General features: G+C 50.1%; 12 protein-coding genes. 10 read left to right on the top strand and 2 right to left on the bottom strand.

Going from position 1 to position 14,712, the window contains the following annotated elements; translation table 11 throughout:
- Positions 1 to 39 precede the first annotated feature (39 nt).
- The 6 genes from ABNS49_RS12105 (at position 40) to ABNS49_RS12080 (ending at position 6,548) form a co-directional block, all read left to right on the top strand.
- Positions 40 to 1,365 carry a helix-turn-helix transcriptional regulator gene (locus ABNS49_RS12105; protein ID WP_168353530.1) on the top strand — a complete coding sequence of 442 codons (1,326 nt, stop codon included), beginning with the start codon at positions 40 to 42 and terminating at the stop codon, positions 1,363 to 1,365.
- A 63-nt stretch (positions 1,366 to 1,428) separates the two neighbouring features.
- Positions 1,429 to 3,060: an ABC transporter ATP-binding protein gene (locus tag ABNS49_RS12100; RefSeq protein ID WP_135979617.1), complete on the top strand. Its 1,632-nt coding sequence runs from the start codon at positions 1,429 to 1,431 to the stop codon at positions 3,058 to 3,060.
- A 595-nt stretch (positions 3,061 to 3,655) separates the two neighbouring features.
- A complete protein-coding gene (locus ABNS49_RS12095; RefSeq protein ID WP_135979616.1) occupies positions 3,656 to 4,642 on the top strand; it encodes an ABC transporter substrate-binding protein in 987 nt (328 codons plus the stop codon).
- A 1-nt stretch (position 4,643) separates the two neighbouring features.
- Positions 4,644 to 5,513, top strand: a complete 870-nt coding sequence (locus tag ABNS49_RS12090) for an ABC transporter permease (protein WP_135979615.1) — start codon at positions 4,644 to 4,646, stop codon at positions 5,511 to 5,513.
- The gene (locus tag ABNS49_RS12085; RefSeq protein ID WP_289183285.1) at positions 5,506 to 6,255 is read left to right on the top strand and encodes an ATP-binding cassette domain-containing protein; all 750 of its coding nucleotides are present in this window, start codon (positions 5,506 to 5,508) and stop codon (positions 6,253 to 6,255) included. Before ABNS49_RS12090 ends, ABNS49_RS12085 begins: the two co-directional genes overlap by 8 nt.
- A gap of 77 nt (positions 6,256 to 6,332) precedes the next feature.
- Positions 6,333 to 6,548, top strand: a complete 216-nt coding sequence (locus tag ABNS49_RS12080) for a hypothetical protein (protein WP_135979613.1) — start codon at positions 6,333 to 6,335, stop codon at positions 6,546 to 6,548.
- A gap of 70 nt (positions 6,549 to 6,618) precedes the next feature.
- On the opposite strand, the gene ABNS49_RS12075 is transcribed toward ABNS49_RS12080, so the two are convergent.
- Both ABNS49_RS12075 and ABNS49_RS12070 read right to left on the bottom strand, forming a co-directional pair.
- Positions 6,619 to 6,774, bottom strand: coding sequence for a hypothetical protein (locus ABNS49_RS12075; protein ID WP_168353529.1), 156 nt, complete (start codon positions 6,772 to 6,774; stop codon positions 6,619 to 6,621).
- A gap of 15 nt (positions 6,775 to 6,789) precedes the next feature.
- A complete protein-coding gene (locus ABNS49_RS12070; protein ID WP_289197190.1) occupies positions 6,790 to 8,163 on the bottom strand; it encodes an MATE family efflux transporter in 1,374 nt (457 codons plus the stop codon).
- Between the two features lie 108 nt (positions 8,164 to 8,271).
- On the opposite strand from ABNS49_RS12070, the gene ABNS49_RS12065 reads away from it, so the two are divergent.
- The 4 genes from ABNS49_RS12065 to ABNS49_RS12050 all read left to right on the top strand — a co-directional run bounded on the left by ABNS49_RS12065 (position 8,272) and on the right by ABNS49_RS12050 (position 14,528).
- Positions 8,272 to 9,609, top strand: coding sequence for an MATE family efflux transporter (locus tag ABNS49_RS12065; RefSeq protein WP_289108175.1), 1,338 nt, complete (start codon positions 8,272 to 8,274; stop codon positions 9,607 to 9,609).
- A 793-nt stretch (positions 9,610 to 10,402) separates the two neighbouring features.
- Positions 10,403 to 11,137, top strand: a complete 735-nt coding sequence (locus tag ABNS49_RS12060) for a GntR family transcriptional regulator (protein ID WP_289108177.1) — start codon at positions 10,403 to 10,405, stop codon at positions 11,135 to 11,137.
- A gap of 189 nt (positions 11,138 to 11,326) precedes the next feature.
- Positions 11,327 to 12,934: an ABC transporter ATP-binding protein gene (locus ABNS49_RS12055; RefSeq protein ID WP_289197188.1), complete on the top strand. Its 1,608-nt coding sequence runs from the start codon at positions 11,327 to 11,329 to the stop codon at positions 12,932 to 12,934.
- Between the two features lie 373 nt (positions 12,935 to 13,307).
- Positions 13,308 to 14,528: an ABC transporter ATP-binding protein gene (locus ABNS49_RS12050; protein ID WP_289117352.1), complete on the top strand. Its 1,221-nt coding sequence runs from the start codon at positions 13,308 to 13,310 to the stop codon at positions 14,526 to 14,528.
- The last annotated feature ends 184 nt before the right edge of the window (positions 14,529 to 14,712 follow it).

Here is a 14,712-nt window from a genome sequence, read left to right as displayed (position 1 = left end):
GGAATGGGCGACGGGGAAGGGGTTCGCTATAATACCCTTATGGAAAAAGAACACAATCAAAAGGAATTTTACCAAAAGGCGATGATTTTCGGCCGTTTTGTGCGCTTTTACCGCCAGCAAAACGGATGGAGTCTTGAAAATCTCGGTCATACGATGCATATGTCGTACTCGACGATCCGACGCGTCGAGCTCGGGGAAACGCTTTTGCTTCCGGATGAAATGGACCAGATCGCGCAGGTGTTCGGGTTTGAAAGCTTTCTCGACAACTGGCATCTTCTGGACGCCTACGCCACACAGCTGGACGATATTCGCCATTTCCACCTCGTCGATATCGAGCGGATGCTCGACAAGCTGGACGCCTTTTTGCGCAATCCGCAGCTGAAGGCCTCGTATTTCTTCGCCGGATACGCGCTGCTCGAGCTGTACGCGATGGTGTATGCCAAAAAGGGGTTGATGAAAACCATTTGGACAAAGGAGGAGCGACAGGCCCTGCGCGCCAAAGTCGACGAAATCGCCGCGTTCAAGGACTTGTTTTCCAATCGTCAGCGCGCGGTATACGAACAGCTGGCCGGCGACACATGGTACGAATGTCTTCGTTTCGAACAGGCGTGGACGTGTTATGAACGGGCGCTTTGTTTCGACAAGACGTCGTACCTGACGCATTTGCGCATGGCGGACACCGCGATGATCCTCAACTGCGACCAGGTCGCGCGCAATCATCTTGCACGCTGCCAGCAGCTCGTGTTTGCCACCGCTTCCAGCGAGCAGTTTTTGCAGCTCGCGCTGCTGGAAGCCATCTTTTTGGCCCGCAACAACGAGCGGGAAGCCGCGCAGGCGGCGCTGCTGAATTTATACGAGGAAGGGGTTCGTACCCAAAACACGTTCATTCAGCGTCAGGCGCTCGACAATTTGGCGCAAACCGCGTTTTTCGCCAAGGACGACATGAACGCCATCGTGTTCGCCAAACGCTCGATCGAACAGTTTGGCGAACATGTCGATTTCGCGTTGTACTTTTATCTCCTGTTTTCCTACTTGCGGCTGGACGATTCCCACCACGTTCGTCAGTGGAGCGAATGGATCCTGCGACGCGAAACGGCGCCCCTCGTTCGCTATTTTGTCGAAGGCGCGCTGGCGTGGAGCGAGGGGGAACTCGAAAAAGCCGACGAGGCGCTGGGAATCGTGTATTCGGAAATGGCGCTCCATCAGGAGCCGGGATGGGAATGCTTCTTTTTGGAGCGGCTCATCGACTTGAACGCGCAGCTTGGCCGCGTCGACCGGGTCGAAACGTATCACCGGCGGTTGCTCGCTTTGGAGCGGCGCAAACAAAAAACGCGCTCCATTGTGGGATTGCGCGAAAAAGATTAAAAAAACGGATCATGGAAAAAGACAAAACCAGGCGGTACGATACCGTCATCAGGAGGGAATTTCATGATCCGTTTTATTCGAAAAAATCCGGGACTGTTTGTCGCGGTCGTCGTCTCGGTCATCGTTTTCGCAGTCGCCGAGCTAGGAAAGGCGTATTTGATGGGCGAGCTCGTTGGTGGAAAGATGACGTGGGAAAGCGTGATGGAGCTGGGCGGGATAACGGCCTTGTTTTTGGTGGTCTACGTGTCGGCCTCCTCCATCAAAAGCGCCCTCATGCAAAAATTTGAAAACAAGGCGCGCTACGATTTGCTCATGTGGCTTGGCGACTGGTCGATGCGGATGAGCCCAAGCGAGATGGAGGCGCGCGATTCGAGCGCGTTCATCAACACGATGACGAACAAAGCCGACCAGATCATCGAGAAATGCGTCCATTCGTACATGCTCATGATCAACCTGGTCATCTCCTTTGTCGTCGGCAGCGTGTATATCTTGTCCTACAACGCGCTCATGCTCGTCTTTATGTATGTGTGCACCGGGCTGACGCTTTGGCTGAACAAGCGCTTCGCGCCGCGGCTGGAATCGAACCAGAAGACGCTGCTTGCGCAAAAGGAGCGCTGGATCCAAACCATTAAAAATTTTTATAAAAACTTTTTAAACATCCGCAACGAAAACGTGGAAACGCTGTATTCCCGCTCGCTGCAAAAGGAAAACCGCGCCTTGCGGGCGGCCAGCGACAAAGCGAACGGCTTTCTGGTCGTCAGCGACGCGCTCAACGACGGCATCGGCCAGTTCATGTTTTTCGGCGTGCTCGTTTTTGGCGCGCTGCTCATCTCGACCGGTCATATGACGGTCGCCATTTTGATGGCCGTCGTGCAAGTGTCCAACATGGTCGCCAATCCGATCTTCCAGTTTGCCACGCTCAAAAACCGCATCTTGTCGAGCCGGTTTCTGCTCGAGGAAATGGAAGCGGAGGAACAGCACGTGCTCGAGCACAACAAGTGCGAGACGATCTCGCTTCCCGCACTGCGTTCCATCACGCTCGACCACCTCGATTTCGCGTATCCCAATGGAAAGACGGTGTTCCACGATGTGAGCCACACGTTCAGGCAAGGCAGCAAGACGCTCATCGTCGGGCCAAGCGGGGAAGGCAAGTCGACGCTGCTCAAGCTGCTGCTCAAACAAATCCCGTCATCGAACGTGAAAGCCGATGGCGCGCCGCTCGACCAGGTGCGCTACGGATCGTATTTTTCCCACATCGCCTACGTGTCGCAAACGCTCTCGCTCTTTCCGATGACGCTAAAAGAAAATATCGTGCTCGGCAAGGACAAACCTGTCGAGCCGGTTTTAAAGCAGGTGCGTTTGATGGATTTGAACGAACGGCAAAACGAGGTGTTCGACAGCGATTCCATGATGCTCAGCGGCGGGCAGATCCAGCGCGTCGTGCTCGGACGCGCCATCGCCTCCGACAAGGAATGGGTCGTGCTGGACGAGGCGTTTTCCGCTATCGACGAGGCGACCCGCCAGTCCATCGAAATGGCGTTTTTAAACGATCCGGCCAAAACCGTCATCGCTGTGTCGCACCATATCGACCCGGATGTGGCGGCGCGCTACGACGAGATCCTGCTCGTCAAAAATGGAACGTTGCGGCCGATCACGCTCGAAGCGCTGAAAGAGGAAATGAAAAAACGGTGGTGAAAACACCTATGAGAGTCTTGTTTTGGAAAAAGTGTCGTATTTTACACTTTTTCTATATAACGACATTGAGGTGAGAATATGTTGCGAAGAAAAATCGAACGAACATTATGGCGCTGGCATCAAGATTTTGCGCAAACAAAGCGGACCGGATCGGACGGTCGAGTTCAATCTGGAGAATTTGCGGATTCCGGAATGAAAACGATCTCCTTCTTTCATTTTTTACATTTTGTTTCAAAAAGCGCATTCTTTCGCTTTACAAATGCGAAAAACGGGGGTATGATACAGCCATAAATCAAACCGTTGAAGAAGAGATCAAACAGAAAAACGTGTCTTAGCGAGTCCGGGATGGTGCAAGCCGGGTGGCAACGAGTCTGCAAATGGACTTCGGAGGGCGAGGTGAATCCCAGTAGCCGAGCCGGGGCTTTCCCGTTACAGAAAGAAGAATGTGATAGCATTCGTAAAGTGGGTATGTCGTATGCCAATTCAGGTGGTACCGCAGAAATTGAAATTCTGTCCTGTGTCTCGTTTTTGAGGCGCGGGACTTTTTATTTAAACCATTTTATGAAAGTGCTAAGAAAAAAAGAGGAGAGAGCATATGAAAAAGACATCTTTAAAAGTTTTGAGCGCACTTTGTTTATCGGCAACGCTGGTTTCGGGCTGCTCGGCGGCACAAACGGAAAAGACGCCAAAGATCGGCGTGGCGCAAATCGTGTCGCACACGTCGCTGAACACGATTCGCGACGCGTTCGTGGACCAGATGGAAACGCTAGGCTACAAAGACGGCGAGACGGTGGAATACAATTTTGCGGACGCGGCTGGACAGCCTTCCAACTTAAATTCGATCATGTCGCAGTTCGCGGACGAGCAGAGCGATGTCATTGTCGCAATCGCGACGCCGACGGCGCAATCGGCCGCCAACGAGGCGGAGGAGATTCCGGTCGTGTTCTCGGCCGTGTCCGATCCGGTAGGCGCCGGTCTTGTGCAAAGTCTGGACAAGCCGGGCGGCAACATCACGGGAACGAGCGACGAGGTGCAAATCGACCAGATCGTGGCGCTCGCCAAACAAATAAACCCGGATTTGAAAACACTGGGCTTCCTGTACAACGCGGGGGAGGCCAACTCGGTTTCCAACTTGGAGAAGGCGAAGGAATACTGCAAGGCCAATGGCATCGAGCTGATCGAGGGCACGGGCAAAGACATGACTGAGCTCCAGTCTTCCGCTTCCGTTTTGGCGGAAAAGGTCGACGCGATGTTCTCGCCAAACGACAACACGGTCGCCTCGGGCATGGCGGCGCTTTCGAAAATCGCGCTGGACGCGGGCATTCCGTACTACGTAGGCGCGGACTCGATGGTGCAGGATGGCGGATTCGCGACGGTCGGCATCAACTACGAGGAGCTGGGTCGCGAAACGGCGAACATGGTCGACGAGATTTTAAAAGGGAAAAAAGCCGGCGACATTCCTGTCAAGGTGTTTAAAGACGGCTTGAATATTTATGTGAACAAGGCGTACATGGATCAGTTGAAGGTCACGCTGCCCGAAGCGATCCAAAACGACGACAACTTGATCATGGTGGGAGAATAATATGTCGATCGCCATTCTCACCAAGGCGTGCGAGCTCGGCTTGATCTTCGCCGTGCTTTCGCTGGGAGAGTACATTTCCTTCCGGATCATGGACACGCCCGATTTAACCGTGGATGGCTCGTACGCGACGGGCGGCTGCGTGTGCGCGATGTGCACGCTGGCCGGCCATCCGATCCTGGGCTTGATAGCCGGCTTTCTTGCCGGCTGTCTTTGTGGTTGCGTCACGGCCTTTTTGCAGACGAAAATGCGCATCCAGCCTTTGCTGGCGGGCATTTTGACAATGAGCGGGTTGTATTCCATCAACATCCGCATTATGGGCGGGGCGCCTAACGTGTCGCTGTTTTCCAACACGCTCAAGCCGGTGTGGACGCTGCTGTCGAACTCGAAGACGCAGCTCGTTGTGCTGGTGGCAATCGTGGCGCTCATCGGCTTGCTGCTGTACTGGTTCTTTAAAACGAATTTGGGACTGATGCTGCGCGCCACCGGCGACAACGAGGAGATGATCCGGTCGTCGAGCATCAACGTGGACGCGATGAAGTTTTTAGGGCTGGGCTTGTCCAACGGCATCGTCGCGGTGTCGGGCGCGCTGCTCGTGCAGTACCAGAACTTCGCGGATGTGACAAGCGGCACCGGCATGCTCGTGCTCGGCCTGGCCGGCATCATCGTGGGCGAGGCGGTGTTCCGCCGCCACACGATCGCGGCGGGTCTTGCCGCCTCGATCTTTGGTGCCGTCGCGTACCGTCTGCTGTACACGTTCGCCTTGAAGCTGGGGTTCGCGGCGACGGACATGAATCTCGTGTCGGCGGTGCTGGTCGCCATCACGATTTCGATTCCGTACTTGCGTTCGAAAAGGAGGAAACGCCATGCTTGAGTTAAACGATGTGAATGTCGTCTTCAATGAAGGCACAAAACTGGAAAAGACGGCGCTCGACCACGTGTCGGTGCACATCAAAGAGGGTGAGTTCGTCACGATCCTTGGCAGCAACGGGGCGGGAAAAAGCACGTTTTTCAACGTGGTGACCGGTTCGGTGCCGGTGACGTCGGGCACGATTACGCTTGACGGCAAGGATATCACGAACGAGAAGGTGCACGTGCGCTCGAAACATATCGGCCGGCTGTTCCAAAACCCGGCGCAGGGCACCGCGGCCGGCTTGACGGTGGAGGAAAACCTGGCGCTGACCGGACACGCGGGCACGTCGCTGTTTTCAATCGCGGTCAAAAAGAAAGACGTCGAGCTGTTCAAGGAAAAGCTCAAGGATTTGCATATGGGGCTGGAAGAGCGGCTCAAGACGCCGATTGGTCTGCTTTCGGGCGGGCAGAGGCAGGCGGTCGCTTTGATCATGGCGGTGCTTGATCCGCCTAAGCTGCTGCTGCTTGACGAGCATACGGCGGCGCTCGATCCCAAAAGCGCGAAGACGATTTTGGAAATCACGGACCAGCTTGTGCGGCGCGAGAAGATGACGGCGCTAATGATTACCCACAATATGACGGACGCCTTGAAATACGGGGACCGGCTTTTGATTTTCAACGATGGCAAAATCACAAAGGATTTTTCCAGGGAGGAGAAGGAAAAACTCAAGCCGGCGGATTTGCTGGCGTTTTATGAAGTATAATGCAGGTTTCGAAAAGAAAAAAGATATGCTATACTGGTTTAAAGGCGGTTTGCCTGAATAAACAATGAGGTATTGTCATGAAATCAATGGTAGATGAATTAAATAGCGTTCCTGTGAAGAAGTCGGTCGTGACGTCGATCGAATACGACTGCAAGCACGCGGACAAAGAGGACGAGGTGTTCGATACGGTACGGGATATCGTGGCGAACCATCAGGAAGATTTTTCCAAGATCACATACGATCTCGATCCGATGAACCACAAAGTGAAAGTGGAAGTCAGCGAGCACAAATAAGAAATCAAGGCGTTTGAAGACGCCTTTTTCTTTTGGGCAAACGAAAAAAGACGTCCGTGAAGACGTCTTTCTAGTTGGATTTGTTTTTTTTCGCCAGTTTGCCCAGGACGACCGCGACAGCCAGGCTGACGACACCGGCAATCAAAAAGCCGGTCTTGTTCGTAAAGGCGAACGCCACCAGCAAGCCGGAGGCGGCGAAATAAAACGCCATGCTCAAGTAGTTCATACTCGTATTATGACGCTACTTGGTTTCAAATACAAGCTCGTTGTTTCGCAGCGGTTCGATCTCGTGCTTGAAAATACGAAACAGGAACAATGTGCCCATCGCGACGGATACGAGTTCCGCGATCGGGAAGGCGAGCCACACATAGTCGAGCACCCCGGTTTGGGCGAACACAAACGCGCACGGCAGCAGGACGACGAGCTGGCGCGCCAGCGACATCTGCAAGGAAAGGACGCCATGGCCCAAGGCCTGGAACGTGCTGGAGCAAATGATCGAATATCCCGCCAGGATAAAGTGGAGCGAGATGATTTTCAAAGCCGGGATCCCGATTGAAAGCATCGTGTCGGAGGCATTGAAAATCGAAAGCAGGCTTTGCGGAAAGAGCTGGAACGCCGCGAAGCCAAGCGCCATCATGCCCGTGGCGTACACCATGGAAAGCTTGATGGTTTGAATGATGCGCTGCGGCCGGCGCGCCCCGTAGTTGTAGGCCACGATCGGGACGAGTCCGTTGTTCAATCCAAAGACCGGCATGAAGATGAAGCTTTGCAGCTTGAAGTACACGCCAAAGACCGCGGCCGCGGTCGTGGAAAATCCAATAAGGATCTTGTTCATGCCAAACGTCATGACCGAGCCGATCGAGGCCATTAAAATACTGGGCACGCCCACGCTGTAAATCTTTTTAATGACGCGGGTGTCCGGCCGGAAGCCTTGAAAGGACAAGTGCAGCTCATCGTTGTAGCGGTGGTTGAGCCAAATGCCTAGCGAGGCGCCGGCAAGCTGCCCGATCACGGTCGCGATGGCCGCGCCGGCGACGCCCATGGCGGGCACGCCGAACCATCCGAAAATAAAGATGGGGTCCAGCACGATGTTGATGATGGCGCCCGTGCCTTGCGTGAACATCGTCAGCGTCGTGCGGCCCGTGGAGGCAAGCAGCTTTTCGAACGCGATTTGCACGAACAGACCGATGGAGATCACGCTGCAAATGCGTAAATACGCCGTGCCGCCATCGACGATTTCCGCGACGCCGGTTTGCATTTGAAAAAAGGTCCGGCAAAACGCCAGCCCGAGAATGGCGAAGACCGCCCAGCTGGCAAGCGCGAGAAACACGGCGTTGCAGCCGGTTTTATTGACAAGTTTTTTATCGTTTTCGCCCAATGACTTGGATAGCAGCGCGTTGATTCCGACTCCCGTTCCGGTCGCGACCGCGATCATCAGGTTTTGATAGGGAAAGGCGAGCGATACGGCCGTCAGCGCGTTTTCGCTGACTTGCGCCACGAACATCGAGTCCACGACATTGTAAAGCGCCTGCACGAGCATCGAGATGATCATTGGAATGGACATCGAGATGAGCAGCCGGTTGACGGGCATCGTTCCCATTTTATTTTCCTTCATAAGTTTTACCCTCCTCGTCGTTCCATTATACGCAAAACTTATAGCGCGCATCAAGGTGAAAAGTATGGGATGTTTTGTTAAAATGAACGGGAAAGAAGGGATGCCGAAATGAAGGAAAAAATGTGGATGGTGCTGCGATTGAGCGTGCCGGCCATCCTGGCGGAAATCTCGTCGATTGTCATGCAGTATATCGACGCGGGCATGGTCGGTTCGCTGGGAGCGGACGCCTCGGCCTCGATCGGGCTGGTGGCGAGCACGACATGGCTGATCAACGGGATCGGCATGGCGGTGGCGGCGGGATTCGCGGTGCAGGTGGCGCAATTTGTCGGGGCCCGCCAGCCAAGGCGGGCGCGGGACACGATGCGGCAGGCGATGGGGATCTGCGCGCTGATCGCGCTGGGATTGAGCGGAACGGCCGTTTCGTTGAGCGGGGCGCTTCCACGCTGGCTTGGGGGCAGCGAGACGGTGTGCGTCATGGCGTCCCAGTATTTTTTTGTGTACGCGTGCTCGTTGTTTTTTGTGCTCAACCGGCAGATGGCGTCCCATATGCTTCAGTGTACGGGCGATATGAAAACGCCCAGCGCCCTCAATATGTTGTTGTGCGTGCTCGACGTGGTGTTCAACACGTTTTTCATTTTTGGATGCGGTCTTGGCGTTTTGGGGGCGGCGCTTGGCACGGCGGCCTCGGAGGTCGTGATCGCGGGAATGATGGTGGGCAAAATGTGTTTTGGCTCGCCAATCCTGACGATTCGCGAAGAGGGGAGCTGGCGCTGGCAAAAACAGACGATGCGTACCGCGTTCGCGATTGGAGCGCCCATCGCGATTGAGCATTCGGTCGTCAATGTGGCGCAAATCGTCATTGTCGGGATCGTGGCGCCGCTGGGCACGGTGGCGGTGGCCGCCAATTCGCTGGCCGTCACGGCGGAAAGCTTGTGCTATATGCCTGGATATGGTATTGGCAGCGCGGCGACGACGCTCGTTGGACAAAGCGTCGGGGCAAAAGACTGGGGCGCGGTGCGCGCTTTCGCCGATATGGCCACGCTTTTGGGCGTCGGGATCATGTCGGTGACGGCGCTTGGCATGTACATGCTCGCTCCTTTTCTTTTCGAAACGATGACCAACGATTTGCAGGTGCGCGCGCTGGGCGTGCAGGTGCTGCGGATCGAGGCGTTCGCGGAACCGTTTTTCGCGGCGTCGATCGTGATCGCGGGCGCGTTGCGGGGCGCCAAGGACACGTTGATGCCGAGTTTGTACAATTTGGCGAGCATGTGGGGCGTTCGCATCGTGCTGTCCATCGTGTTGGCTCCGGTTTACGGCTTGCCGGGCGTGTGGTTCGCGATGGCGTTTGAACTAGGTGTCCGGGGCTGCTTGTTTGTGTATCGGCTGCGCAGCCGCAAATGGCTGAAAATACCGGAAACGGGTGCGGAACGTTCCGTTTTTGTTTGAGTGGGGAAATTGACGATTTTTACCCGGGTAATGGAATGTTCGTCCAAAAAGTCAAAGGAACTACCAATTTGTTTTCAAATAAAAACGATTTAATTTGATATTTAGGGAGTAAACAACTTGTTTACCTCGGTAAAATCTATTGGTTTTTGAGGAAGATTGAAAAAAGTGAAAAAAAATCGAAATTTTACTCAAGTAAATACTAGCTTTTTTGTAGGAATATGGTATGATGTACCTGTAAAAGAAATCGCTTACACCAGCAGCAAATACAAAAGCGGATTTCTTGTTACTAGAAATGGAGGGCATCGCTAAATAGAAACAATAAACCGCATCAACTATGGAGCGAAGTCTCCAAAAGTCAAGCCGATCCTCAGATAATAAAAAAATTCCCAACCTATGCAACACGAATAATTCGATCGGAAACAACCTCTTGAAACCAGTCTTCGGCCAGATACAATATAGTGCGTTATTTCTTCCCGAAACGAGGGCCGAACGCTGGAATATCATCGAATCTATAAGATATACATCACAAACGAGATCATATAATATCCCTAGCAGCCGTATTGTGATTGATCGAGTAGAGCTCCCATAACTCGATGATGAAGATACCTTTTGTAGTAATATTCCTCTAAATTCACTTAATTGTAAAATAATTAATCCGATAAAGAAGCAGACTTCCCACCTGCTTCTTTATTTTTTTCGCTGGTTTGGTATAATGATATAAGACAAATGTCTGGAAGGAAATCGAGTCTGCCGCGCTCTGGCCAAAAAGCGGTTTCTAATGAGGGATGATGCAATGAATCTAGACTTTAGCAAGGAGGCGCTTCCGCTGTATGTCCAGCTGAAAGCGCTCATTAAAAACGATATTATTCACGGAGTTTACCAATACGGGGACCAGATCCCATCCGAAGTGGAATATGAGAAAAAATACGACGTGTCCCGAATCACCGTTCGACGCGCCATTTCGGATTTGGAAAAGGAAGGGTATGTCGTGCGCTCCCGGGGGAAAGGCACGCACGTCATTTACAACCACACGATCGAGGAACGCTTTTCGCAAATCCGCTCGTTCACGGATGAGATGCACGCCGTCCATATGGAACCGGGAACCCGGAATTTTGAAATCCGGGAGGAACGCGTGCCCGAAGAAGGCGCGAAGGCGTTTGGGATTTTGCCAAGCGAAAAGCTAGTTTGCGTCAGCCGGGTACGAACCGGCAACGACAAACCAATCGTCTATTTTAAAACGTATTTCGCCAAATCGCTCGATATGCCGCTGGATCCGTCCTCTTATGGCGAGTCGCTGTACGAGTATTTAAACGAGCGGGGCATCAAGCAGCCTGTGCGGGCGGTGGAAAACTTTAAAGCCATCAACGCGCCGAAAGACATCGCTCAAAAGCTGGAAATCAAGGAAAACGACGCCTTGCTTGTCCGGACGCGTTTTGGCTACAACAAAGCTAACGAGATGATCGAGTTCACCCTGGCGTATTACCGCGGGGACGCGTACTCGTTCTCGGTGGAGCTCAATTCACAATGAACAAAAAAAGCGTGTCGATTCGACGCGCTTTTTTGTATACGTTGACGAATAAAGTTTGAGAAAAATCGTGTCTTTAAAATATTGTTTACGATTGAATTAAAAGAAGCGAATTAGTTGTGATTTATTTTTATATCGCAATATAATAAAATAATTTTATTTTGTTGTTGAAAGCGAGAATAAGGAGTACCTATGAAGATCAAATTTTCCCCCTCCATTCTTCGAAAGCGAAGAATTTATATCGTATGCATGATTGTATCCAGCGTCATGATTATGTTGTTTGAGAACGCTTTGGAGCGATGTATTAATGATTTCGATCACGAGCTAGGAAAAAAGGTAGTCATCGCGCTTTTATTGTTAACGATCGCGTCGCTGTTGAGCTGGGGAAGCGGATATTTGGAACAGAGAATCAAGAAAGAGGCGATGTTCGAGGTTCAATCCGAGTGGGTCGTGGCAGCGCTGGAATCGCCAAACTATGAAGATAGCGGCGAGGCTTTATTTCACTATACGGACGACCTGTATGAAATGGTTCCCTGGTACGCGATTGGATATTTGAAGAAAAATATGGAGATTTTTATGGTGATTGTTTTGACTGTATATATGGCGACAATCAATATAAAAATGACAGGAATCACAATCGTCTTGTTTGGCTTAGGGCTACTTGTTTCGAAGTCCGTTAGCCGGGTTTTTGGAAAAGTGCGAAATCAAAAGCATAAAAAAAATGCTCGATTGAACCAAACGTTGATCGAAATCATTAAAAATTTGCCGACTATCATCCAATTAAGAAAAAAACCATATTTTAATTCGTATTTTCGGCAGAGGATGAATGAGGAATATGATCCTTCTTTTCTAAAAAAGATGATTAACGTGCAAGCGATTTATATCTCTCAGATGGTCTTTGTACAAGAAATCATCCCGATATTTGTCTTGTTTATCGGCTTGCTTTTTGCGGTCCATGGAAAAGCGTCCATCGGAAGCGTGATCGTGATGATTGACTTATCCAGCCGGCTTGCACAAAAAGTTCAAAATATCGCGGAAATGCTGCCGGAAAAAGAAACGGCGCGGATCATTCGAAAGAGGATTCAGCCAAAGGCCGCCATTTCTGCTCATCAAAAACCGCTGGGAAATCTTCAGTCTTTGCAAGTCGATGTGGAACACTTCCGCTATCCCGGAAATGAAAAAGGGATTTTAGAGAACATTCATTTCACCATACGGCCAGGGGAGATTTGGCAAGTGAAAGGAAAAAGCGGAACCGGAAAAAGCACGTTGTTTCATTTGATCGCCCGGAAAAAAGAGGAAGAAAATTTTGAGGGACATCTCCAATACAATGGCGAAGATATCCAAGACATCGACAGGAAAGAATACTACAAAAAAGTTTTATGCATAGAGCAGGATCCGTTTTTATTTCAGGGAACGGTTATGGAAAATATCACATTTGGCGAAAAATACCCGCAAGAAATCGTGAAGGAAGTCATGGAAATTTGCGGATTGCACCACTGGATTGGTTCCAATGGAGAGAAAACTTTTGTTGAAAACAACGGAAAAAATCTAAGTGGCGGAGAAAAACAAAGAATCGCGCTCGCGAGAGCTCTAATCAAAAATCCGGAGCTTCTTTTAATTGATGAAGGATTGAGTGGTGTGCATCCGGATTTGAGAGATGAAATCGTGCAACACCTAGTCGAATACGCGCGACAAAAATCCATGGCGATTCTCACGATTTCTCATAATCATGAATTTGACGATATAGCGAATCACACGATCGTGATTCAAGGAGAAAGATATGAAACAGCTCGCGCGTGAAATACAAATTCCAGTGAAGGATAAAGTCATGTACATGTTTTTCTTTTTTATGGGGATTTTGACAAATCTGCTTTTAATTGAATGCTCGAATCAACTTGTAACCTTGGCCCTGGAAATGGATCTCTCTTCCTTTTATCGCGTATTGATTGAATTTCTTGGGATTTTAGGTTTAAACATTGTATTCACGTTTTTCGATCAGCGCTGGTTTCGAACGATAACGAATAAGGGCGAATTATCTTTGAAAAAACATACGCTCGAGATGTACTTGAAAAATCAATCGTATGTGGAAGAAGTAAATCCCGCAACCTTGTGTTCCAAAATAAATCAGGATGTGATCACATTGTCAAACTGGCTTTCGATTGGGAAAATAAATATGAGTTGCCAATTTTTATTTTTGTTGATTTATGTAGGAGCCATGATGATGTACGATTTTCGAATCGCGTCCATTACGATTTTGATTGTGCTTGCCGCCTTTGGGTTTGCCAAAATCATTAGTGAAAAACAAGCGGTCTATTTTTCCAAATTTAAGGAAATCCAGGAAAAAATCAGTTTGGCGATCCACAATGATTTTCTAAATCAGTTTACGATCATACAGCTTGGCATTGGGAAATTCGTTAAAAACAAACTCGCCAAAATCCTTGAAAATCGAGTCATTCGAAAGCTTTCCCTTTATACTTCGCTAGACGAGGCGATGTTGTTGTTTATGACGGAATTTATTCCGATTGCGGTTTTTTGTTCGGGGATTCTTTTACTCAATCATAAAGAAAACGGAATAGGTGTCGCGCTTTCTTTAATGCTCATCGCGCAAAAATTAAACGAGCCGGTCATCGTGATGGCGGAGCTGTATTCTGACAGAAAAAACGCGGAGCAAGTGTATGAAAGGATCAAAGATATCTATGCGCGTCCTGCTGATTCTCTTGAAAGAAAGAAAATCGCCGGAAAATTTGAGCGGCTTGTTTTTGACTTGAACGGATACGCGTACGATGGAAATTTTCAAAACAAAAAATCCGGAAAGGTGAAAGCCGAAATCAAGAAAGGGGACATGGTTACGATCCAGGGGGCAAGCGGATGTGGAAAGTCCACCGTATTAAAGCTGATTACCCGGTTGATTGATCCGAAAAATATGGAGGGCGCGATATACTACAATGGAATTTCGCTGACAGAGTTTGAAAGGGACAGCTTGTACAATCACATTTTGATGATTGAGCAAGATCCACCAATAATCGAAGGAAGTTTACGGGAAAATCTGGAACTCGGCGATTCCTTTTCAGAATCCGAGATTTTCGAAGCCTGTGAACTAGCCGGTTTATCAAAATGGATCGAAAATCGGGGACTTGATGAAAAGATCAAAGAAAACGGGGGAAATTTAAGCGGGGGAGAAAAGCATCGAATCGCGATAGCTAGAATATTGCTTCGAAAACCCGATGTGTTGATTTTGGATGAAGCTTTGACGGGAATCGAAGAAGAAATGCGCCACTTCATCGTTCAAAATTTGGTGCAAAGGGTACGCGAGCAGCGCACGACTTTAATTACCGTAAGTCATGAATCCGATTTTTCCAAGATCGCGAACAAAACGATTCGAATGAAATCCTGATTTGACAAAATCGGTTTCATGAGCGGAGATCGGGTAAGTAAAAAATCTGATTTCTGAAATCTCTATAGAAGGCCAAATTGATTGGTGATCAGTTCGGTCTTTTTTTGTCTTGAATTTACACTTTAAGTGCAACACTAAAAAAGTGGAACATAGAAGCACCCATGATACACTAATGGTGACCAAA

Source organism: uncultured Dubosiella sp. (assembly GCF_964018005.1).
In the GTDB taxonomy this organism is placed as follows: Bacteria; Bacillota_I; Bacilli_A; order Erysipelotrichales; family Erysipelotrichaceae; genus Dubosiella; species Dubosiella muris.
This window is presented reverse-complemented; position numbering and strand designations above follow the sequence as displayed.

Bases quoted from the DNA above. Each gene is read 5' to 3' on its own strand.
- ABNS49_RS12070 (WP_289197190.1), bottom strand. From the start codon at position 8,163: ATGAAGGAAAATAAAATGGGAACGATGCCCGTCAACCGGCTGCTCATC.
- ABNS49_RS12075 (WP_168353529.1), bottom strand. From the start codon at position 6,774: ATGAACTACTTGAGCATGGCGTTTTATTTCGCCGCCTCCGGCTTGCTG.
- ABNS49_RS12105 (WP_168353530.1), top strand. From the start codon at position 40: ATGGAAAAAGAACACAATCAAAAGGAATTTTACCAAAAGGCGATGATT.
- ABNS49_RS12100 (WP_135979617.1), top strand. From the start codon at position 1,429: ATGATCCGTTTTATTCGAAAAAATCCGGGACTGTTTGTCGCGGTCGTC.
- ABNS49_RS12080 (WP_135979613.1), top strand. From the start codon at position 6,333: ATGAAATCAATGGTAGATGAATTAAATAGCGTTCCTGTGAAGAAGTCG.
- ABNS49_RS12085 (WP_289183285.1), top strand. From the start codon at position 5,506: ATGCTTGAGTTAAACGATGTGAATGTCGTCTTCAATGAAGGCACAAAA.
- ABNS49_RS12090 (WP_135979615.1), top strand. From the start codon at position 4,644: ATGTCGATCGCCATTCTCACCAAGGCGTGCGAGCTCGGCTTGATCTTC.
- ABNS49_RS12055 (WP_289197188.1), top strand. From the start codon at position 11,327: ATGAAGATCAAATTTTCCCCCTCCATTCTTCGAAAGCGAAGAATTTAT.
- ABNS49_RS12060 (WP_289108177.1), top strand. From the start codon at position 10,403: ATGAATCTAGACTTTAGCAAGGAGGCGCTTCCGCTGTATGTCCAGCTG.
- ABNS49_RS12050 (WP_289117352.1), top strand. From the start codon at position 13,308: ATGAGTTGCCAATTTTTATTTTTGTTGATTTATGTAGGAGCCATGATG.
- ABNS49_RS12065 (WP_289108175.1), top strand. From the start codon at position 8,272: ATGAAGGAAAAAATGTGGATGGTGCTGCGATTGAGCGTGCCGGCCATC.
- ABNS49_RS12095 (WP_135979616.1), top strand. From the start codon at position 3,656: ATGAAAAAGACATCTTTAAAAGTTTTGAGCGCACTTTGTTTATCGGCA.